Source organism: Rahnella sp. CFA14(1/10) (assembly GCF_004195095.1).
Taxonomy (GTDB): Bacteria; Pseudomonadota; Gammaproteobacteria; order Enterobacterales; family Enterobacteriaceae; genus Rahnella; species Rahnella perminowiae.
The window spans coordinates 363,772-385,575 of sequence record NZ_SEWS01000005.1; the positions used below are offsets into that span (position 1 = coordinate 363,772).

Consider the following 21,804-nt stretch of genomic DNA (forward strand, 5'->3'; position numbering starts at 1 on the left):
GCAGGGGAGGAAGGAAACGCTTACTTACCGATGTCGCGCAGTGCTTCACCTTTCATCAGATTGCGTTCGATATGTTCCAGCGAGACGTTTTTGGTCTCAGGGATCAGCGCAATGGTAATGAAGATGAACACGACATTCAGCGCTGCATACACCCAGAAGGTGTTGGCATTGCCGAGGCTGTCGAGCATGGTCAGGAAGGTCGCGCCGACAATCATGTTGGCGATCCAGTTCGTTGCGGTGGAGACGGTGATACCAAAATCGCGGCCTTTCAGCGGCTGAATTTCAGAACACAGTACCCAGATCAGCGGGCCGGCACTCATCGCAAAACCGACGATAAACATCAGCAGCATAGCGATGGAGAAGTATTTCGCCGCATCGGATTCCACACCAATATGCAGCATGGTACCGAGCACGCCCATCCCTACCGCCATCACCAGGAAGCCCAGTTTCAGCGTCGGTTTACGACCCCAGCGGTCAACCAGACCAATGGCAATAAAGGTCGCAAGCACGTTCACCAGACCGACAATTACCGTGCCCCACATCTGCTGAGAGGTGCTGGCGAAACCGGCAATCCCGAAAATTTTCGGTGCGTAGTACATGATCACGTTCATACCGGTGAACTGCTGCATCACCTGCAACAGAATGCCGAGGTAGACCGCACGACGGAAGTTCTTGTTATTGGTGAATAACCCCCAGCCGCTTTGTTTTACTTTCAGGCTTTCACGGATTTCATCCAGCTCGCGTTTCGCCTGTTCGCTGGAATCACGCAGTTTCTCCAGTACGCGGCGCGCTTTTCCATCATCGCCACGGGCAGCCAGCCAGCGCGGGCTGTCCGGCAGGAAGAAGACACCGACCAGTAACAGCAATGCCGGAATGGTGATGATGCCCAGCATCCAGCGCCATGCCCCGGTATAGCTGAACGCAGTATCAGACAGATACGCCGCCAGAATACCGATGGTGATCATCAGCTGGTACATCGAAATCATACTGCCGCGGATTTTCTCCGGTGCAATTTCCGAGAGATAAATCGGCGCGGTATAAGAGGCAATCCCCACCGCCAGACCCAGCAGAACGCGGGCGACAATCAGGATTTCTGCGTTAGGTGCAAAGGCGGAACAGAGGGAGCCGACCACGAACAGGATCGCGCCGATCATCAGACTGAATTTACGGCCCAGACGGAAGTTCAGCCAGCCGCTGCCGACAGCACCGACGGCGGCACCAAACATCATTGAGCTGACCACCCATTCTTGCTGGTGGTTGGTTATCTGAAAATCATGGCTGATGAAGGGCAGGGCACCAGCGATGACGCCGATATCTAAGCCGAACAGCAGTCCGGCAAGGGCAGCGAGAAAACAGACAAAGAAAGTGACGCTTTTGTTTGAGCGCTTTCCTTTCGTCGATGTTGAGTTATTCATCCGGTCTCCAAAATAATGCAATCGTGTTGAGTTTGTAATAATGCTTAGGCTGTTATGTTATTAACCCTGCACACGGCTTAACGTGAGCCCCGTCACAGTGTTGTAATCGTTTACACTAATAGGGGTGGTCGGGTGACTTGTTTTTTAAGGGTTTCAAACGGATAGCGTAACAGGAAGGGAAGGCACCTAAGATTAATAGCTTACAAATTGATTTATATCAATCAATACTGTGTATCAAACTTTTACATATGAAAATAACTTGTTAATTAATAATGAATTATTGCCTGTAACCGTTTTCATTATCGCTATTATCTGAGAGGGTAATTTTCCGTTTCCTGCCGTTGAGTGTAATCGTTGAAATACTCAATCCTCACATTTTCGGAAGAAACTGAACCGGGAAAAGAAAGCCCGGGCGGGAAAGGTTTACCCGGATAGACGTTTTTTTTCAGAACTTTCCACTGACATTGCGCCTCAGGTTTGTCGCTGGCACACAACCCGATGCGATTTACCAGAAGGTGGATATTGCCGGTGTTGGTTATTTCCTGAGCGGACGCATCCCATCCCAGTTTTGCAGTCTGTTTGGCGGGTGGCACCATGACCACCACGCCCCATACGATGGTCAGACTCAGGTCGCTGGTGAAGTTTTTGTTACTGCCTGTGTTTTTAAATTCTTCCGGTGTCAGAGACTGAAAATGTACGCGGTAGATTTTTTCTTCATTGCTGTCGCCGAGAACTACGATCCTTACCGGCTGGTTGTTACCGGCGGGTAAGCCAAATTTTAGTGGCGAGACCACCAGACTGTTGGATGTTCCCTGCGGCGCAGGCGTTTCATTTTCTTCAGATGTACCGGGGTTATGCACCTCGTTGATTTTTCCCTGAATGTACTGAGTTGTTTCACTTTTAGAACTGATCACCAGAGCGGCGGCATGCTGATCGTTAAGTATGACTTTCATCGGTGAAACGGTGATATTGGCAGAACATAAGACCGGAACCGCCAGGGTCGCCAGTGAGAGTATTTTGAGGCCAGAGGTGAGCCCGGGATTTTGCAGCATGCGAATAGGCCTTCTGTGAGGTTAATAAAGCGACGGTGTGAAATTAAGCTCAAGCGTTCCCCGATATCCGCCGGCATTTTTACTATTAATCTCGAACATTTGGGTACTCAATGTGAGAGGAGCCGGCACGCAGATCACGGGTTGGGGGAGACCCGGCAAATGTACCTGACGTATGTGAGCCTGCTGTATTTTGGTGAACGTCATCTGTGTTCCACGCGCTACGGTCTGTATCGTGTTGGTATCAGGGTTGAGAATATCAACTACATAATCAATACGATCTCTGTCATTACTCGCATTGCCTCCCTCACGGACCAAAGAAAAATCCATCATTGTTCGGTTTCCCTGACCGGTATAATTATCGTTTATCGTTAACATAAACGCGCTGCTGTTGGCGTTGTAACCATCGTACAGACAGACATCAATACTCGCGCTACCGATAACAGATATTTTGTTAATGCCGTTGCCTGGAAGCGGGCGCATATTTAAATTCACCAGCGGCGCAGCCTGGCCAAATTCGGGTAAATAGATCTGCTGGTTATTATTGTCAGTGACGTTGAGGGTGATACGGGCGTTCCAGTCTGCGAGTTTAGCTGCCGGGCTCCACTGCATTAAGTTCATTTTTAGATTGGCTTCCCAGATCCCGCCAGTGGGTAGTTTCTGCAATTCCTGACTTGTCACATAAACCGTTAATAAAGATTCATCATTGTGCTTTACACCCCCGCAGTTTTTCTCCATGGCTGCATAAACCTGATAGGGACCTCCAATTATCCCTGCAGCCCAACAGCCATTTCCTACTGATACGCTAATTTTATGATATCCCGTAAGATTTATCACCTGTGTCATATGGCTTCTTTGCTCAGTAAAAAGAATAGGAATGAGGGTATTTCCCTCTTCTACGCCGGTTACTGTCGTTTTGCACTGACCATAGATTGGATTTGAGGAGGACAGGCAAACCCATGTGTTTCTTCCCCATAACGAATCGTTATCGGAATCATAACCGCCACTTTCATCCTTCCAGATATCTAGTTGCGCAGGTGGCGATGATTTATCAAATGTTGCGATAACGGGGGTATCACGCCCTGTAGGTTCTACCCGCTCCGCATACGCGTCTGGCATTGTCAGTAACGAAGTACTGAGCAGGAGCAGTAATGATGTCAGACAAGTGGTGAGTTTCATTTTATTCCCAGGTGTTTTCTGACGGGCTCGTCATCTTCTCAGTAATGGCCTGCTTTTATTCCGGCGTTGCGGGATACCCCTTTACCTAAAGCTGCGAGGTAAAATTCACAATCAGGTGCCCGGTGTAATGCCCGGCTTGTTTGCTGTTGATATCCAGAGTCTTGGTACTTAATTCCAGTGGCGCAGGTATGCATAATACCGCCTGCGGGATCCCCGGAAGGTGCACCGGCCGGACGCGGGCTGTCTGAATATTAGGGATGACCAGATCCTCGCCACGTATGATGCTGACATATTTACCGTCGGGGGCTTGCATTTTCACGTAATAATCAATGCGACCCGAATCCTGATTAACGTCGCCGTGATCCGAGTAAATAGAAAAATAACCGTTATTACGCTGCGTCGTTCCCTGCTGCTGATCGTCAAATTTCAGGGTAAAACTGGTGCTGTTTGAGCCATAACCATCGTACAGACACATATCAATATTAGCAGCACCGTTCATTTGTGCCTGGTTACCATGAGTACCCGGCAGCGGGCGCAAATTAAGATCTACACGTGGTGCAGCCTGGCCAAATTCGGGCAAATAGATTTGCTGGTTATTATTGTCGGTAACATTGAGGGTGATATGAGCGTTCCAGTCTGCTAAAGGATAATTTCTTGGACTATCCCATTGCATCAGTACAACTTTGAACTCGGCCTGCCAGACTCCGCCAACAGGCAGTTTGGCGAGGTCGGCAGCATTGATATAAAAATCAGCTTTTGTTTCATAGTCTCCGGTACAATATAAAGCTGCATCACTGAGATGAACGCCACAAGAAGGGAGGGTGTGTGAGCCGCTAATATTAATTATTTGTGTTAAATGGCTTCGTTTTTCGCGAAATAGTATGGGTATCGATTGGATACCATTCCCACCCCAGACTGGAGTGGTGCGGCATTGCCCGTTCTCAGGTGAGCTTGAAGAGAGGCACACCCATGAATTTCTCGCCCACAGACTTGGATTGTCTGTATCGTAGCCTCCACTTTCTTCTTTCCAGATATCGAGCTTTGACGGCGGAGCAGACTTATCGAAAGTGGTTGTAATGGTCGTATCACGTCCCGTTGGCTCAACCCGATCTGCATGGGCATTTGATACCATCATCAACGGGAGGCATAGCAGAACTAATGATGTAAAAAACGGGATAAGTTTCATTTGTTTTTCTTCTGTATATTTTCTGGCAAATCCGCAAACTGAATCGGTTTACACAGGGTTTTACCCACATAACGCACCACATCACGGCTCGACTGTACGTTTACTGCGCATTGATAATTCTTATCGCCATTACGGACATACAAACTTTTCGCCTGAGAGGTCATTTCTGCCGTGAATCCGCCATCTTCTGAAGAACTGAACGCGCTGGCATTGAGCATACTGCCTTTATTAATCGGTTCACCTGTCGCCGTAACCAGTTGGCCGACGTAGGTGTAACGGGATTCCATTTTCACTTCGCGCACTTTCATTTTCCCCGGCAGAAGGAATAAATTCTGGCTGCCCGCGCCTTGCGTAATGCTGGCCTGGCTACCGGGACTGACGTCACGACTTTCATCGACGGTCACTTTGCCTTCTTCAAAACCGGTCACCGGGAACAGGGCTTTACTGTTTTGTTTCATTTTGGCGCCACCGCCGCCCTGAACTGAAACGTCGATCAGCGCGTCATCTGCGGCATCGGCATCTTCTTCATTACTGCCTTTCACCTTCACGGCTACCGCAGCACCCGGTAAGCCGGTACCGCCTGGCCCCCAGAAGAAGCCGGATGTAGATACCGCAACGGAAGAGCTGTAGCTGCCGGTTACCGCTCCCTGATGGGTTTTTTGCTGATTATCATAGCTGTCGGAAACGGTCAGTTCGCCATCGCCGTATTGCCCGTTGAGACGGCCATGAACCGAGGCGTTAGCGTTGTCAGTATCCGTACCCCCCATATCAATACCCAGTTCGCGCTCATTGTTACTCCCCCAGTCCCAGTTCTGGCTGGCGTTGTAGGTCATCTGCGCATCGCCATTCTGGCTGCCCTGATAATCGGTGCTGAAGGAAGTGTTGCTGCTGCGCAACTGCGCATCTTTCGGCGTGTTCCGTGACAGTGAAAAACCGATATATATACCCTTGTCATTATCACTGTTGCTGCTGCTTTCGCGACGATATCCGCCAAACCGCGTGGTGACGGTCATCTGTTTCCAGGTGAAACTTTTGTTCAGACTCAGTTGCAGGGTTTTGGATGTACTTTGCGATTCGGTGTGGTTAATCATGTTGTCTTCAAAAGGCTTTGAAGGATCGTATGACGACGAGTCCGGCGAGAGGCTGGTATTTTTATTGTACGTGTATCCCAGCGAGGCCGACCAGCCTTTGACCGGCACGGAAAGGGTGCCGCTGATGGATTCGTAACATCCAATATCAGCATAATCGTACTGACTGACTTGCGCACTGGTGCAACTTTTACCGTAAGCGGCATTGCGGTAAACGCTCATGGAAAAGCCGTCGTTATAGCTGATTTGCTCTACGTTACCATCGGAACCGTCGGTGCCGCTGAAAACGTTGGCCTGCATATCCAGCACACCGTCGATCACTTTTCCGTTAAAGCCGTGAGTCCATTGCAGACCCGCTTCGCCGTAGCTTTCATTATCTGTATTGGCGATACCCGCAGTGGCCGTAACTTCGGCAACTACCGGCAGGCGGGCCCCGGCTTGCATTACAGGTTTACGCGGTGTGCTGTCGTTTTCATCGTCACCGGTGGTGCGAACAACGTGATTGTCTGCCGTTTCTCCCGCCTGTAAAAACCATTGCAGATGCCCGTCGCCGATCCCGCCCGTTTTCGTAAAAGGCTGAGTCTCGGTACGTACCAGCTGGTTATTTTCATAAATTCTCAGGGTGACCGCGTAGCTTCCGTTGGGGAAGCTACCGGTATCCAGCGTATTCGAACCGTTATTAAGGTAGAAAGTGCCCAGCAACTGATTACCACGATAGGCATCGACGCGGGATTTACTGGAAAGCAGCAGCACCAGCGGCGAACCTTTGCTGGCCTCTTCAAGGTTCAGGTAGCTCAGGGAACTCCCGGCGCGGATGCCGTCAATCGCATTTAGCGGTAACAGCGCGAAGGTAATATTGCCGCCGAGATTGCCGGAGAGATCACGGGAATCCATACGTCCGGCCTGCACGTAATGGCGTTTGCCCAAACTCTGACGGAAATAGAAATCATCCACTGACACTGTCTGGCTGTCACTGTCGTCACTTTTGTAAGAGTCGAGTGACCAGTCAAAACCCACGTAACCGTTGGTCAGCACGCCCAGTGCGCCGGAGCCCTGTAAAGACAGACTCTGGTATTCATCCTGTGCCGCCACGTTCAGTGTTTGCTGATGAATTAACGCATTTTCCGTCTGCGCTGTCGGGGTATAATAAAGGGCTTTTTTATCAGCATCAGGCACCAGTGTTTTGCTGACAAAAAGGTCGGCTGCGCTGTTATTTTCATCATAAATGAGGGCCACCGAATCAGTTTCCAGATAACCGCATCCTTTGGCGTCCGCATTGCTGTCACAGGCCAGGTTGCCATGTCGTGCAAGCGGTGCAGATAAGGTTGCCAGTATTTTTTGATAATCCGGCGTGCCGGGTTTTAGTGGCAGGTTCAGTGCGGTCAGGACTGCCTGCGGATCTTTAAACTGTACGGTTTCCAGCGTGACGTTGGCTTCAAATAATCCGGCCGACTGACCGAGCAGATTGACGTTCAGCCAGATGTTCTGGCCCGAGACCAGTTCTTCGAACCCCGGCGGAACGCCGGAGTCTGCAAAAGCAAGATTGCTGAATAAAGCAAAATGAATGGCCAGAAAGCAGAGAGACACTTTCAGATTTGAGTTCATTATTTTTCCTTTATTCAAAAATCTGATGAGTGGAAAAGAATCGGCCTGATTAACAGGCCGATGTGGAGTGATTCAGACGCGTGATCACTTATGGCGTTACGGTTGCCTGAGTCAGCACAACGCTGACAACGCCGCTGTAGTTACCGGAAGCAACAGGTGACTGTGCGGTCTGGCTGACTTTAAGAGGCTGGATGATGGAACCATTAGCGGTATCACCATTCGGGAACAGCGTGGTTGCGGTCATGGTCTGCTGAGCCTGAGTCAGTGTCAGGTCACCGTATTTTACGGTCAGGGGGATATTGGGATTAGTCCCTACGGTATCCATCAATTGCGGACTACCGGCCAGATTAATATTCACATCTTTTTCAGCATCGTTGGAAAAGATTTTGGTCATCTGTGAAACGGATTCCAGACCTATGCCAGGCTTATAATTCATTTCCAGCGTGGAAGGTAAAATTCCACCGGTGTCAGTCGTCATATCTAAAGTGGCATCAACGTTTGCAGTTACAGTAATATCTTTCTGAACAGCATAAGCGTTAATTGCCATACCCATGATCATGGTTGCTATCAGTGGCTTGATAACGGATTTCATTGTTTAATTCCTTAATGTAGAGGGTGCATGTCAATATGCATTTTTATAACAAGGGTGTTGCTGATTTCTCAGTGAAAAATAATAATATTTACTTTGCACTGAATTCTTTTACGCCGGTTTTCTTATCTGTCCAGTTGAAATATTTCACTTTCACTACGCGGTAATTATTCCCTTTAAATAAGGCAGGGTCTAATGTGGCGTGCTGATTAGGATAAATACTGTTCTTTACCGGTTTACTCCATTGACATCCGTCATCAGTGAGTTGCTCAGGACATAAACCGATACTGTTAATCTTCAGATGAATATTGCCGGTATTACTGACCTCGCGGCTGACGGGGTCCAGGGTGAAATCCAGTCGCGGGGCAGCGGGTGGCACGGTAACCAGTACGCCCCAGATCATGCTGATGCCGAGTTTAGCCGCACCTTTGGGTTCATTTTTGTCGTTGCTATTATTCAGTGCCGGAACGCCTTCAAAATAAACGCGGTACGCTTCTTCTGTTTGGGGTTGCTGAATATTAATCAGACGTATAATTCGGGTGGTGCCAGGCGCCAGTCCAAATTTCGCTGGTGTGACAATAATACCCTGGCCCGATGACTGATTTAGGATGATTTCATTTTCCTGTGATGTGCCAGGGTTATTAATTTTTTTTACGGTCGTTTTCACATACTCCGTGGTGTCGGAGTTTGTTGTTACGCTAATTTGTGCAGCGCCGTTTTTTTTCATCGGGACAGAAATAGGGTAAACGCTTATTCCTGCAAATGATAATGCGGAAAAAAATAATGGGGCGGCCGCTAAAACCATTATCAGGGATTTTAATTTCGTTAAGGGCATGGTCATTTTCTCAATATTTAATTAAACGTTATCCGGAAAAGTATTTCGTTCATTCCCTTTGAGTAAGTATTTGTTTTGACTGTTTCGATGGGGTGAATAATAGATTCAATGAATGTTCAGGTCAATGGTATAGAAATTAGCTATTTGTGTTATCTGTTTAACTAAAAATAATGTTTACAAAATAATAACATCTCATGCGGTTTTTATTTTTTTGATTACACAGGGTTTTTATTTTCCTTCCTGCTTATTCACCCTGACTTGTTAAATAAAAATGGGTGTTTTATTTGAATTATTCGCTTATCTACATGATGGATTAAGTTAAATTAATATAAACCTACGCGGTTTGTTTTTATTTAAAAATCAATAAAAAACCCCGCTTGCGGCGGGGTTGAAGAGATTTTATGACGCCCGGGTTTCTTATAAACCAGCGGCTTCGCGCAACTGAGCGGCCTTGTCGGTTTTTTCCCAAGGGAAATGTTCACGACCAAAGTGACCGTAGGCTGCGGTTTCTTTGTAGATTGGGTGTAACAGATCCATCATCTGGATCAGACCGTATGGGCGCAGGTCGAAGAACTCGCGTACCAGCAGGGTCAGTTGCTCATTGGAAACTTTACCGGTGCCGAAGGTTTCCACCATGATGGAAGTCGGTTCCGCCACGCCAATCGCGTAGGACACCTGAATTTCACAACGGTCAGCCAGACCAGCAGCCACGATGTTTTTTGCCACATAACGTGCTGCGTAAGCCGCTGAACGGTCAACTTTCGACGGATCTTTACCGGAGAACGCACCACCACCGTGACGGGCCATGCCGCCGTAAGTATCCACGATAATTTTACGACCGGTCAGACCGCAGTCACCCATCGGGCCGCCGATAACGAAACGGCCGGTCGGGTTAATATGATATTTGGTACCGGCGTTCAGCCATTCTGCTGGTAACACAGGTTTGATGATTTCTTCCATCACCGCTTCCTGCAAATCTTTCAGCGAGATGTCTTCTGAATGCTGGGTAGACAGTACGACCGCATCGATGCCGACGATTTTGCCTTCGTCATACTGGAAAGTGACCTGGCTTTTGGCATCAGGGCGCAGCCACGGTAACGTGCCTGATTTACGCACTTCAGCCTGACGCTGCACCAGACGGTGTGCGTAAGTAATAGGTGCTGGCATCAGTACGCTGGTTTCGTTGGTCGCATAACCAAACATCAGCCCCTGGTCACCCGCGCCTTGTTCCAGCGGATCAGTACGGTCAACGCCCTGATTGATATCCGGAGATTGCTTACCGATAGCGCTCAGCACTGCACAGGAATTGGCATCGAAACCCATGTCAGAATGGATATAGCCAATTTCGCGAACAGTCTGACGTGTGATTTCTTCAACGTCGACCCATGCGCTGGTGGTGATTTCACCGCCAACCAGGACCATGCCGGTTTTGACATAAGTTTCACATGCAACACGTGCTTTTGGGTCTTGCTCTAAAATTGCGTCCAGCACGGCATCGGAAATCTGGTCAGCAATTTTATCTGGATGTCCTTCCGAAACGGATTCGGACGTGAAGAGGTGTTTAGCCATTATGTTCTTTACCTTACATACGACGGGTTAGATATCACTGCATAGCACTGGGGTGACGGGCAGATGAGGAGCGGAGCTCGCCATTGTCGCAATGCGTCCTGCATGTCCCCATTAGGCAAAGCCTTGAAGCAGTTTGCGCGTTAAACCACCCATGCGTGTGGACGGATTAACATCTGGACGGCTATTTTAGGATAGCAGGTGTCCCGAATGCCAGTCATTTTTGTGACAGAGTGGGTGTTATTGTGCGGGTTTGCAGTGATATTCACGGCCTGAAACTATTTACACCACATTTTCATTTTGCAATTACAGCGGGTTGCCGGTATAAACGGCGCGCGCTATGCATATTTCTGCAGGCCCTGCAGATGCAGCGTATTCCAGTAATTACTGTTTTCTCAGCTCGAATGCCCGCGGGTGATGCGTGGCACGTGTGGAGGTGGTTAGTTTAATGACCCACTTTTTACCGCTTGTAACATTTCAACAGCATCCCCTGCAGCCTTCATTGCGCCCTGCAGCATTCTCCTCAGCATTTCTGTTAGCAAAACGTCTGTTATCTCTTCGATGTTACAGACAGTCTGACTATAGACAGGTCAGCCGCCGACATCTGTACGCTGCTCAGTAAACCCGGCTGTGTGTACATCGCACTTCCGACATATAACTGATGTAGCCTGCGATCTCCCGGGGCATCCGTCCCTGATTTCTCCCGACTCGTTACACGGAGTCTAAAAACGTGTTTTACAATGATATGAGTAGAAAACAGTCCTATGGCTGCGGCACACAGGGTTTTATCCTGTCTGAAAGCCAGGCTTGCGGGTTGTTCTCACCTGTTGTTACTGCGATAGTGGCTGGCCATGTTGTCAGTATAGAAAGAGGATTTACCTATGTCTGATGACATCCAGTCCCACCGTCCGCCACATTCGGACGATACTGTTTTTTTGCGCTCCATGCAGGAGGTTGCCGTGAACGATCGTGATGCCAGCAAGATGCTGCGCACTTACAACGTTGCCTATTGGGGTAACAATTATTATGACGTCAATGAACTGGGCCACATCAGTGTTTGCCCGGATCCAGACGAGCCTTCTGCCCGTGTCGATCTGGCACAACTGGTAAAAGACATGCGGGAACAGGACGGTCAGCGTCTGCCGGCATTGTTCTGTTTCCCACAAATTCTACAGCACCGTCTGCGTTCGATTAACGCCGCCTTTAAACGTGCGCGTGAATCTTTTGGCTACGAGGGTGACTACTTCCTGGTGTACCCGATTAAGGTCAACCAGCACCGCCGTGTCATTGAATCGCTGGTGGAATCGGGTGAACCGCTGGGCCTGGAAGCCGGCTCAAAAGCTGAGCTGATGGCCGTGCTGGCGCACGCCGGGATGACCCGTTCCGTGATCGTCTGTAACGGTTATAAAGACCGTGAATACATCCGTCTGGCCCTGATCGGCGAGAAACTCGGGCACAAGGTTTATCTGGTTATCGAGAAGATGACTGAGATTAAACTGGTGCTGGAAGAAGCTGAACGCCTGAACGTTGTTCCGCGTCTGGGCGTGCGTGCGCGTCTGTCCTCACAGGGCTCCGGTAAATGGCAGTCCAGCGGTGGCGAGAAATCTAAGTTTGGCCTGGCAGCCTCTCAGGTTCTGCAACTGGTCGAAATGTTGCGTGAGGCAGGGCGTCTGGAAAGCCTGCAACTGCTGCATTTCCACCTGGGTTCACAGCTGGCGAATATTCGTGACATCTCGACCGGTGTACGTGAATCCGCGCGTTTCTACGTAGAACTGCACAAACTGGGCGTTAATATTCAGTGCTTCGACGTGGGCGGTGGCCTGGGTGTGGATTACGAAGGAACCCGTTCACAGTCTGATTGCTCGGTGAACTATGGCCTGAATGAATATGCCAATAACGTTATCTGGGGGATCGGCGACGCCTGTAACGAACATGGTCTGCCGCATCCGACGGTGATCACTGAGTCTGGTCGTGCCGTGACCGCGCACCATACTGTGCTGGTGTCGAATGTCATTGGTGTTGAGCGCAATGAGTTTAAAGAGCCGGCGGCACCTGAACCGGATGCACCGCGTGCGCTGGGCAGCATGTGGGATACCTGGAACGAAATGCACGATCCGGAAAACCGGCGCTCGCTTCGTGAATGGCTGCACGACAGCCAGATGGACCTGCACGATGTCCATTCACAATATGCGCACGGAATTTTGGATCTGACGCAGCGTGCCTGGGCGGAAGATATCTACCTGAATATCTGTAATAAAATTCAGGATCAGCTGGATCCGAGTAACCGTGCTCACCGCCCGATTATTGACGAATTGCAGGAACGTATGGCGGACAAACTGTACGTCAACTTCTCGCTGTTCCAGTCGATGCCGGATGCATGGGGTATCGATCAGTTGTTCCCGGTTCTGCCGCTGGAAGGTCTGGATAAACCGCCTGTAGGCCGTGCGGTCCTGCTGGACATCACCTGTGACTCCGACGGTACTATCGATCACTATATCGACGGTGACGGCGTCGCGACCACCATGCCAATGCCGCCGTATGACCCTGAGAATCCGCCGGTGCTGGGTTTCTTTATGGTCGGTGCGTATCAGGAAATTCTCGGCAACATGCATAACCTGTTCGGCGACACTGCTGCGGTGGATGTGTTTGTCTTCCCTGACGGCAGCATTGAAGTGCAGCAGTCAGATGAAGGCGATACGGTTGCGGACATGCTGGAATACGTGCAATTGGATCCTAACGTATTGCTGTCCCGCTTCCGCGATCAGGTGAAAGAAACAGATTTGGATGCCGAATTGCAGGCCCAGTTTGTCGAAGAGTTTGAAGCCGGTTTATACGGTTATACCTATCTGGAAGACGAATAAAAGTCCGGTTCTTTTATTCTCTGCGCCTCAACGCCCGGCTTGTCCGGGCGTTTTTACGTCCTGCTTTCGTTACTTATTTCGTGAACGTATTTTATATTGATAGGTAAAATTATTTCTTTATTAACCATGAAGCAGAAATCATTGTTGTGCGAAATGAAAGTGAAAGGCGCAACATTTTGCGCCTTAATGGGGTTATTTTCCGGCAGCGATACGTTCACGTATATGTTTCGCACGTGCCTCTGAAGACGGGTGATCGTCAAACCAGCCGATACTGCTCCCCTGATCCAGTTTGGCCAGCTTCTCAAAACTGGTCGCCAGACCTGTCGGATCAATACCCCGTTTTTTCAGCAGATCGAAAGAATAATCGTCCGCTTCGGATTCCTGCTTCTGGGAGAACTGTGCGTTAACATATTTCTCGCCCAGGTCCGCCAGTTGTGACTGCGACAAGGTGGCGCTGACGCCACCAAGCGAAGAAATTGCAGAGCGTGCTGCGGTAGCACTGTAAGCGACCTGCATGGCTTTGCGGGTGTGACCGAGCGCGACGTGCCCCATTTCATGACCGAGAACGCCTTCCACTTCATTGTCATTCATCATATCCATCAGGCCGCTGTAAACACGGATGCAGCCGTTCGCCATCGCCCAGGCGTTGACGTCTTTGGTCAGGTAAACCTTATAGTTGGCAGGGGTGCCATTAATGTTATCACCCAGTGCCGCCGAGATTTTTTTCAGGCGTTGTGCGTATTCACTGCTGTCGGGAGCAATTTGTGCCTTTTTATCCATCTCCTCGCAGGATTGTACGCTCAGTGTTTTAACGTCGGCGTCACTCAGCGTATAGGCCTGATAAGCCTGCGCGCCGGACTGCATTAAGGTATCGGTATTGACATTAGCGCAGCCACTGACCAGCGATGCGGCAAAAAGGCTCAACATAACAGGGTGAAATTTCATCAATTTGGGTTCCCGGAGAAAGTTAACAAAACAGCGAATACAGCCTGAAAAAGGCTCTGACTGTAAGGATAGCGTTAAGATAGGTTTTTGGCAGTGCACGATCTATAGTGTAAGTCCGAAAAAACGCACTGATTTAAAAGCGGATTTTGTGAACTTAATCACGAGAGTGATTAGAGATTGCCGTTTTAATGCCGAGTCTGAGAAAATGACTTTCTTGACTGCTTTTTTAATCCGACCTGGAGTAGAACATGTCCTCTCGTAAAGAGCTTGCGAACGCTATTCGCGCACTTAGTATGGATGCCGTGCAGAAAGCGAATTCCGGCCACCCTGGTGCCCCTATGGGCATGGCAGACATTGCCGAAGTGCTGTGGCGCGATTACCTTAATCATAACCCGACTAACCCGCACTGGGCGGACCGTGACCGTTTCGTGCTGTCCAATGGTCATGGTTCTATGCTGATTTACAGCCTGCTGCATCTCACCGGCTATGATCTGCCGATGAACGAACTGGCTAATTTCCGTCAGCTGCACTCTAAAACCCCGGGCCATCCGGAATACGGTTATACGCCTGGCGTTGAAACCACCACCGGTCCGCTGGGACAGGGCATCGCGAATGCCGTCGGTTTCGCTATTGCAGAACGTACGCTGGCAGCACAGTTCAACAAACCAGGCCATGACATTGTCGATCACCAGACCTATGCGTTTCTGGGCGACGGCTGCATGATGGAAGGCATTTCTCACGAAGTGTGTTCACTGGCCGGTACCATGAAACTCGGCAAACTGACCGCGTTTTATGATGACAACGGTATCTCTATTGATGGTCACGTAGAAGGCTGGTTCACCGACGATACCGCGGCACGTTTCGAAGCTTACGGCTGGCACGTAGTCCGCGGTGTTGATGGTCATAATCCTGACTCCATCAAAGCGGCCATTGAAGAAGCGCATAAAGTTACCGACAAACCTTCCCTGCTGATGTGTAAAACCGTGATCGGTTTCGGTTCGCCGAACAAAGCCGGTACTCACGATGTACATGGTGCCGCACTGGGCGCAGCTGAAGTAGCCGCTACCCGTGAAGCGCTGGGCTGGAAATATGCCGCCTTTGAAATCCCGCAAGATATCTATGCGCAGTGGGATGCGAAAGAAGCCGGTAAAGCCAAAGAAGCCGCGTGGAACGACAAGTTTGATGCCTATGCGAAAGCCTATCCTGAGCTGGCAAAAGAGTTCAAACGTCGTGTGAACGGCGAGCTGCCAGCAAACTGGGAAACTGAAGCACAGAAATTCATCGAACAGCTGCAGGCTAACCCTGCAAACATCGCCAGCCGTAAAGCCTCCCAGAATGCGCTGGAAGCTTTTGGTAAAGTGTTGCCTGAGTTCCTGGGCGGCTCTGCTGACCTGGCACCCAGCAACCTGACCATGTGGTCTGGTTCGAAGTCTATCGGCGACGATCAGGCGGGTAACTACATCCATTATGGCGTGCGTGAATTCGGTATGACGGCAATCACCAACGGCATCGCGCTGCATGGCGGTTTCCTGCCGTATTCTGCGACTTTCCTGATGTTTGTGGAATACGCGCGTAACGCGGTGCGTATGGCGGCACTGATGAAAATCCGCAACGTTTTCGTGTATACCCATGACTCCATTGGTCTGGGCGAAGACGGCCCGACGCACCAGCCGGTTGAGCAAATCGCCAGCCTGCGCGTTACGCCAAACATGAGCACCTGGCGCCCTGCGGATCAGGTTGAATCTGCTGTGGCATGGAAATACGCGATTGAGCGTAACGACGGCCCGGTTACCCTGATCTTCTCCCGTCAGAACCTGACCCAGCAACCACGTACGCCTGAACAACTGGCCAACGTGGCGCGCGGGGGTTACGTGCTGAAAGATTGCGACGGTACGCCGGACGTGATCCTGATTGCCACCGGTTCTGAAGTGGGTATCACTGTTGAAGCGGCTGACAAACTGGCTGCTGCGGGCACCAAAGTGCGTGTGGTTTCCATGCCGTCTACGGATGCCTTCGACAAACAAGACGCAGCTTACCGTGAATCGGTCTTGCCGAAAGCCGTTTCTGCCCGTGTTGCGGTTGAAGCCGGTATCGCTGATTACTGGTTCAAATACGTCGGCCTGAACGGTGCAATCGTCGGTATGCATAGCTTCGGCGAATCTGCTCCGGCAGAGTTGTTGTTCAAAGAGTTCGGTTTCACTGTTGATAACGTTGTTGCTCAGGCACAGGCGTTACTGAAGTAACTCCGCATTTCTTATGCCGTTAAAAGCACCTTCGGGTGCTTTTTTTTCGCCTGTGTTTTCCGGTACCCGTTCTCAGTTTCGCGCGAAATGACACAGGTCAAACCGTTCCGATGCGGGCTCGGTTACACTGCCTGCATGCCGGAACTGTTTCAATCCGTCGGTTTATGAGGAAAATCACTGTCGAAAAGGTGATGAAAAAGTAAAATCACTGTGAATACACCGAATTGGCTGGTGTTTTTTTCAGCAATCGGAGCGATTAATGCGGCCTTCTTCTACGAATTATTCCTTTTATTCACCGTTTGGTTTATTCTCAGCTGAACCGTTTCAGTCGGGCTATTTGAGCTTAACATCCTCACCAGGTTGTTATCGTGCCTGAAACTGACGCTTTTCTGCCGCAGGCTTTGTGCGGACAAATGATGATGGTGATTCACCGTAAACGCACGCTGCATTACTATAGGTGTTACTGATATTGAGTAACAACCGTGTAACAGGGAGATGTATGCCAATACGTATTGCAATTAATGGCTTTGGTCGCATTGGCCGTAGCGTATTGCGCGCGTTATACGAATCCGGTCGCCGGGCGGAAATCTCCGTCATTGCCATCAATGAAATTGCCAGCCCTGAAGGCATGGCTCATCTGCTTAAATACGATTCCAGCCACGGGCGTTTCGCCTGGGATGTCCGCCAGGAAGGTGAAAACCTTTATGTAGGCGATGACTCCATCCGTTTACTTCATCAGTCTGATGCCAGCCAGTTGCCATGGGGTGAACTGAGCATTGACGTCGTGCTTGATTGCACCGGTGTCTATGGCAGCCGTGCAGACGGTGAAGCCCAGCTTGCGGCCGGCGCTAAAAAAATTCTGTTCGCGCATCCTGGCGGTCATGATCTTGACGCCACGGTGGTTTACGGCGTGAACCACGCCTTGCTCGAACGTCAGCACCGCATTGTGTCCAATGCGTCCTGCACCACCAACTGTATTATCCCTGTGATCAAACTGCTCGATGATGCTTTTGGCATTGAGTCCGGCACGGTAACGACCATTCATTCCTCAATGAATGATCAGCCGGTGATCGATGCGTACCATGCGGATTTACGCCGTACGCGCGCCGCCAGCCAGTCCATTATCCCGGTTGATACCAAACTGGCCGCAGGGATCACGCGCATCATGCCAAAATTCTGCGATCGCTTTGAAGCGATCTCGGTGCGTGTGCCGACAATCAATGTCACCGCCATTGATTTAAGCGTATTTGTCGAGGGTGCTGTGACGGTAGGCGAGGTTAACCAGCTGCTGCAAAAGGCCGCAACAGGTGCTTTTCGTGGTATTGTTGACTATACCGAACTACCATTAGTCTCGACAGATTTTAACCATGATCCCCATAGCGCCATCGTAGATGGAACGCAGACGCGGGTAAGTGGACAGCACCTGATTAAGACACTGGTCTGGTGCGATAACGAGTGGGGTTTTGCCAACAGAATGTTGGATACAACATTGGCAATGTCTGCCAGCGGTTTCTAGTACGGCTGTTCCGGCTTTCCGGCCGAAACTGCCTTCAAGCAACTTTAAAGAGAATCAACGAGAGGATTCACCATGTCTGTTATTAAGATGAGCGATCTGGATTTAGCGGGTAAACGCGTACTGATCCGTGCCGATCTGAACGTGCCAGTTAAAGATGGCAAAGTAACGTCAGATGCACGTATCCGCGCTTCTTTACCTACCATCGAAATTGCCCTTAAACAAGGTGCACGTGTGATGGTTACCTCGCATCTGGGTCGTCCGACTGAAGGCGAATATAACGAAGAGTTTTCTCTGCTGCCGGTTGTTAACTACCTGAAAGACAAACTGTCTTCTCCTGTACGTCTGGCTAAAGACTATCTGGATGGCGTTGAAGTTGCCGAAGGCGAGCTGGTTGTTCTGGAAAACGTTCGCTTCAACAAAGGCGAAAAGAAAGACGACGAAACCCTGTCCAAAAAATATGCTGCCCTGTGTGACATCTATGTGATGGATGCATTCGGTACTGCGCACCGCGCACAAGCTTCTACTCACGGCGTGGGCAAGTTTGCACCTATCGCCTGTGCCGGTCCGCTGTTGTCTGCAGAACTGGAAGCACTGGGTAAAGCGCTGGGTAACCCGGCACGTCCGATGGTCGCTATCGTGGGTGGTTCTAAAGTTTCTACCAAACTGACCGTTCTGGATTCCCTGTCCAAAATCGCTGACCAGCTGATCGTTGGTGGTGGTATCGCGAACACCTTCGTGGCTGCTCAAGGCAACAACGTCGGGAAATCCCTGTACGAAGCAGACCTGGTCGGCACCGCAAGCAAATTGCTGGAAACCTGCGACATTCCTGTTCCTACCGATGTTCGCGTAGCGACGGAGTTCTCTGAAACTGCAACGGCTACTGTGAAGTCTGTTAAAGACATCAAAGATGATGAACAAATTCTCGACATGGGCGATGAGTCTGCAAATCGTCTGGCTGAGATCATTAAAAACGCTAAAACCATTCTGTGGAATGGTCCTGTAGGCGTGTTCGAGTTCCCTAACTTCCGTAAAGGGACCGAAATTGTGGCGCAGGCTATTGCTGACAGCGAAGCATTTTCTATCGCAGGCGGCGGCGACACACTGGCGGCTATCGATCTGTTCGGTATCGCTGACAAAATTTCCTATATCTCCACTGGCGGTGGCGCATTCCTGGAATTCGTTGAAGGGAAAGCACTGCCAGCGGTTGTGATGCTGGAAGAGCGTGCTAAGAAGTCATGAACCCTGAACGGGGAGCGTAATGCTGTCCGTTCTTCTTTGCCGCGCGGGGGGCTGCACAGTGGAACCCGCGCGACATAGCAAACCGATTCAATCCATCTACGGCCGACGAAACAGGACAAAGAACTATGTCTAAAATTTTTGATTTCGTAAAACCAGGCGTTATCACTGGTGATGATGTACAGAAAGTTTTCGCTATCGCTAAAGAAAACAAATTTGCTCTGCCAGCGGTTAACTGCGTAGGCACCGACTCCATCAATGCCGTGCTCGAAGCGGCTGCGAAAGTTCGTTCACCGGTTATCGTTCAGTTCTCTAACGGTGGCGCTGCGTTTATCGCAGGTAAAGGCCTGAAAACTGACGTACCACAAGGTGCGGCAATTCTGGGCGCAATCTCTGGCGCACACCATGTGCATCAGATGGCAGAACATTACGGTGTGCCGGTTATCCTGCACACCGACCACTGCGCGAAAAAACTGCTGCCATGGATCGACGGTCTGCTGGACGCGGGTGAAGCGCATTACGCGAAAACCGGTAAGCCACTGTTCTCTTCTCACATGATTGACCTGTCTGAAGAATCTCTGGAAGAAAACATCGAAATTTGCAGCAAGTACTTAGCTCGCATGGCAAAAATCGACATGACTCTGGAAATCGAACTGGGTTGCACCGGCGGTGAAGAAGATGGCGTGGACAACAGCCATATGGACGCATCAGCACTGTACACTCAGCCACAAGACGTTGATTACGCTTACGAAAAACTGAACGCTATCAGCCCGCGTTTCACTATCGCTGCGTCATTCGGTAACGTACACGGTGTTTACAAACCAGGTAACGTTAAACTGACTCCAACGATCCTGCGTGATTCTCAGGAATACGTGTGCAAGAAACACAACCTGCCACACAACAGCCTGAACTTCGTATTCCACGGCGGTTCCGGTTCAACTGCAGCAGAAATCAAAGAATCTGTAGGTTACGGTGTTATCAAAATGAACATCGATACCGACACTCAGTGGGCTAACTGGGACGGTATTCTGCAGTTCTACAAGAAAAACGAAGCTTACCTGCAAGGTCAGTTGGGTAACCCGGAAGGCGCGGACAAACCTAACAAGAAATTCTATGACCCGCGCGTATGGCTGCGTTCTGCACAGTCTTCCATGGTGACTCGCCTGGAACTGGCATTCAAAGAACTGAACGCGATCGACGTACTGTAATTCTTATCCTTCCGGTGCTTGACCACCGGAATGTGAGGATAATCGTCAAAGGGGCTTCGGCCCCTTTTTTATGGCCTGTTTTCCGGCCACAATAGCCCGTATCAGTATTTCGCCAGAATCCCGAAGAGAGAGCCATGAAGCCAAAATCTGTCACCCTCGATGATGTTGCGCGCCACGCCGGTGTGTCTTATCAGACCGTTTCGCGTGTACTGAATCAGGCTGCGCATGTGTCGGTCAGAACGCGTAATAAAGTCGAACAGGCAATGGCGGCGCTCAATTACGTTCCGAACCGTGTCGCACAGCAACTGGCGGGGAAACAAAGTTATACGCTGGGTCTGGCGACCACTGAGCTGGCATTGCATGCGCCGTCACAAATTGCGTCAGCGATGAAAACCCGTGCTAATCAGTTAGGCTTCAACGTTGTGATTTCGATGATTGATAACCTGAGCCTGACCGCCTGTCGTGCGGCAGTAAACGAATTGATGTCGCAGCGGGTAGATGGCGTGCTGATTAACGTGCCGTTGTCGAATGACGATGCGGGGGCTATTGCGCAGTTGTGCGGCAACTTACCGGCGTTGTTTCTGGATGTAGATCCTGAAGCTGATGTGTTCAAAATTCTGTTCGATCCTCACTGCGGGGCAGAGCAGGGCGTGGCGCATTTACTGGCGCTCGGGCATCAGCAGATTGCCGTACTGACCGGCCCGCTCGAGTCCATCTCTGCACGGCTGCGTTATGAAGGCTGGCTGAAGACGCTGGCATTGCACGATATTACGCCCTGTGCGGTTCAGCATGGTGACTGGAGCGCGGCTTCGGGTTATCAGCAGGCATTATTGTTGCTCAGTCAGCCCGAACGTCCTACGGCGATTCTGGTTGCCAATGACCAGATGGCGCTCGGCGTTCTGCGTGCTGTCCATGAGTTTGGTCTGCGGGTACCGGAACAAATTTCGGTGATGGGTTATGACGATACTGAAGACAGCGCATTTTTCTTCCCGCCGCTGACCACAATCAAACAGGATTTCCGCCTGCTCGGTCACGAAAGCATTAACCGGCTGGTGGAGCATCTGCATACGCATGGCGATCATCAGCAATCCTCGCTGTTACTGCCCACTTCTTTGGTTGAACGCCACACGACCGCCAGACCGGGCACAAACCCGGTGTCACAGGAAGCCTTATCGCAGGAGCTGATCCGCATCGCGCGTCAGCTTAGCGCGCTCTGAACCGGATTTAACCCTCCCATGACGCGGAATTTGTGATCCGCGTCCCTTTCCCGCATACCTCCGCTT

General features: G+C 50.4%; 14 protein-coding genes and 1 pseudogene. 6 read left to right on the top strand and 9 right to left on the bottom strand.

Annotation, left to right across the window (positions count from 1 at the left end; genetic code table 11):
* Positions 1–20 precede the first annotated feature (20 nt).
* The 8 genes and pseudogenes from EVX52_RS12620 to metK form a co-directional block, all read right to left on the bottom strand.
* Positions 21–1,415, bottom strand: a complete 1,395-nt coding sequence (locus tag EVX52_RS12620) for a sugar porter family MFS transporter (RefSeq protein ID WP_015698489.1) — start codon at positions 1,413–1,415, stop codon at positions 21–23.
* A gap of 308 nt (positions 1,416–1,723) precedes the next feature.
* The gene (locus EVX52_RS12625) at positions 1,724–2,467 is read right to left on the bottom strand and encodes a fimbria/pilus periplasmic chaperone (protein WP_129953032.1); all 744 of its coding nucleotides are present in this window, start codon (positions 2,465–2,467) and stop codon (positions 1,724–1,726) included.
* Between the two features lie 21 nt (positions 2,468–2,488).
* The gene (locus tag EVX52_RS12630; protein WP_129991407.1) at positions 2,489–3,643 is read right to left on the bottom strand and encodes a CfaE/CblD family pilus tip adhesin; all 1,155 of its coding nucleotides are present in this window, start codon (positions 3,641–3,643) and stop codon (positions 2,489–2,491) included.
* A gap of 85 nt (positions 3,644–3,728) precedes the next feature.
* A pseudogene (locus EVX52_RS12635) lies at positions 3,729–4,556 on the bottom strand (CfaE/CblD family pilus tip adhesin); the annotation flags it as partial.
* A gap of 269 nt (positions 4,557–4,825) precedes the next feature.
* Complete coding sequence (locus EVX52_RS12640) at positions 4,826–7,522, bottom strand: TcfC E-set like domain-containing protein (protein WP_129991409.1); 2,697 nt, start codon at positions 7,520–7,522, stop codon at positions 4,826–4,828.
* 88 nt (positions 7,523–7,610) lie between these two features.
* Positions 7,611–8,114 (bottom strand): CS1 type fimbrial major subunit, encoded by a 504-nt coding sequence (locus tag EVX52_RS12645; RefSeq protein WP_129991410.1) that lies wholly within the window; start codon positions 8,112–8,114, stop codon positions 7,611–7,613.
* An 88-nt stretch (positions 8,115–8,202) separates the two neighbouring features.
* A complete protein-coding gene (locus tag EVX52_RS12650) occupies positions 8,203–8,952 on the bottom strand; it encodes a fimbria/pilus periplasmic chaperone (protein WP_370278340.1) in 750 nt (249 codons plus the stop codon).
* 411 nt (positions 8,953–9,363) lie between these two features.
* Positions 9,364–10,515 (bottom strand): methionine adenosyltransferase, encoded by a 1,152-nt coding sequence (metK, locus tag EVX52_RS12655; protein WP_129953026.1) that lies wholly within the window; start codon positions 10,513–10,515, stop codon positions 9,364–9,366.
* Positions 10,516–11,393: 878 nt separating this feature from the next.
* On the opposite strand from metK, the gene speA reads away from it, so the two are divergent.
* The gene (gene speA / locus EVX52_RS12660; RefSeq protein WP_129953025.1) at positions 11,394–13,373 is read left to right on the top strand and encodes a biosynthetic arginine decarboxylase; all 1,980 of its coding nucleotides are present in this window, start codon (positions 11,394–11,396) and stop codon (positions 13,371–13,373) included.
* A gap of 192 nt (positions 13,374–13,565) precedes the next feature.
* Here speA and EVX52_RS12665 read toward each other — a convergent pair whose 3' ends face one another.
* Complete coding sequence (locus tag EVX52_RS12665) at positions 13,566–14,318, bottom strand: M48 family metallopeptidase (protein WP_129953024.1); 753 nt, start codon at positions 14,316–14,318, stop codon at positions 13,566–13,568.
* A 248-nt stretch (positions 14,319–14,566) separates the two neighbouring features.
* Here EVX52_RS12665 and tkt point away from each other — a divergent pair, with 248 nt between their 5' ends.
* The 5 genes from tkt to EVX52_RS12690 all read left to right on the top strand — a co-directional run bounded on the left by tkt (position 14,567) and on the right by EVX52_RS12690 (position 21,738).
* Positions 14,567–16,561: a transketolase gene (gene tkt, locus EVX52_RS12670; RefSeq protein ID WP_129991412.1), complete on the top strand. Its 1,995-nt coding sequence runs from the start codon at positions 14,567–14,569 to the stop codon at positions 16,559–16,561.
* Positions 16,562–17,060: 499 nt separating this feature from the next.
* Positions 17,061–18,077, top strand: coding sequence for an erythrose-4-phosphate dehydrogenase (gene epd, locus EVX52_RS12675; protein WP_129953022.1), 1,017 nt, complete (start codon positions 17,061–17,063; stop codon positions 18,075–18,077).
* A 72-nt stretch (positions 18,078–18,149) separates the two neighbouring features.
* On the top strand, positions 18,150–19,316 hold the full coding sequence (pgk, locus tag EVX52_RS12680) for a phosphoglycerate kinase (protein ID WP_129953021.1): 1,167 nt from the start codon (positions 18,150–18,152) through the stop codon (positions 19,314–19,316).
* 125 nt (positions 19,317–19,441) lie between these two features.
* On the top strand, positions 19,442–20,521 hold the full coding sequence (gene fbaA, locus EVX52_RS12685) for a class II fructose-bisphosphate aldolase (protein WP_013576802.1): 1,080 nt from the start codon (positions 19,442–19,444) through the stop codon (positions 20,519–20,521).
* A 134-nt stretch (positions 20,522–20,655) separates the two neighbouring features.
* Positions 20,656–21,738 (top strand): LacI family DNA-binding transcriptional regulator, encoded by a 1,083-nt coding sequence (locus tag EVX52_RS12690; protein ID WP_129991413.1) that lies wholly within the window; start codon positions 20,656–20,658, stop codon positions 21,736–21,738.
* Positions 21,739–21,804 lie beyond the last annotated feature (66 nt).